We start from the raw sequence: 1,209 nt of genomic DNA, 5'->3' as shown, positions 1-1,209 counted from the left end.
ATCATCGAGGCGATCTTGCGCGATCACGATTTCCTCACGCATCAGTTCGCGTTCAAGCTGCGGCGCAAGTTTCCGAAGCTCGTCTTTCACATGCAGCACCAGCTATCGGACTGGGCGTTCATCCATCTGTTGATGCGGCAGGCGGGGCTGTTCTGTTACTCGCGCCCCGGCGATTTCGGCGATCAGGTCATCTTCGCCGATGACATCGATGGATACGACTATTCGCTGCGGGCGAACGTGCTCTATCGCGAGACTTCAGGGCTGGAAACGGGCCACGAAGCGGTGTTGTCGTTGCAGCAGCAGAGCGTGACCGTCGCGCAGTCGATCCGCGTTCGCGACTACAACCCCCTGCGTTCATGGGAGCCGATCGAAGCGCAAGTCAATCTCGCGCGCGACGATAAAACCACCTACGGACAGTCCTATACGTGGGGTAGCCGCCATCTCGACGCCGACGCCGCCAAGTTCGAGGCGCAACTGCGGCACGAAGAAGCGCTGTCCGGACAGATCCGTTTTGACGGCAAGAGCACGGTGTCGGCGTTCGGTCCGGGGCTGGTGGTGCGGCTCGACGAGAAGCTGCCCGATGCGCCGCATGGCATGGTGCTGTCGGAAGTGATCCACGAAGCCGGACGCGACAAGTCGTATCACAACACGTTCCGGGCCATTCCTGCCGACCGCCCCTACCGGATTCCGATGCAGGAGCACTCCTGGCCGAAGATCGTCGGCACGTTGAGCGCGCGTGTTACCACGCGTGACGACAGCGATTACGCCGAGCTGGACGAGAACGGCCACTACACGGTGCGTTTCGACTTCGACACCGATCAATGGCCCAGAGGCGGCGAGAGCGTTCGCTTGCGGCTCGCGAAACCGTTCGCGGGCGCGAATCAGACGGGCTTTCACCTGCCGCTATTGCGCGATACCGAGGTCGGCATAGCCTTCGCGGGCGGCGATCCGCGGTGTCCTTATATCGCCCACGCTCACCACCACAGCCACGCGACCGACCTGATTCACGGCCGCAACGGATGGAACACGCGTAACACCATTCGCACCATCCGCAACAACAAGCTCAGGCTCGAAGACGCCGAAGGCAAGGAAGGCGTGAAGCTCGCCACCGAGTACGGCGGCAAGACGCAACTGAACCTGGGCTACATCGTCAACGCCGAAAGGCAGAAGCGCGGCGAAGGCTATGAGCTTCGCTCTGATTCGTGGGGA

The 1,209-nt window shown here is 61.8% G+C and carries 1 protein-coding gene; it reads left to right on the top strand.

What is annotated here, in order from left to right:
- A partial coding sequence (locus QCE58_RS33965; protein WP_309781251.1) for a type VI secretion system tip protein VgrG occupies positions 1-1,209 on the top strand: 1,209 nt, incomplete at its 3' end.

It is taken from the genome of Caballeronia sp. LZ028, from assembly GCF_031451415.1.
GTDB classification, from domain to species: domain Bacteria; phylum Pseudomonadota; class Gammaproteobacteria; order Burkholderiales; family Burkholderiaceae; genus Caballeronia; species Caballeronia zhejiangensis.
Note: the sequence above shows the minus strand (reverse complement) of the source record. Positions and strands in the feature narration are given on the sequence as shown.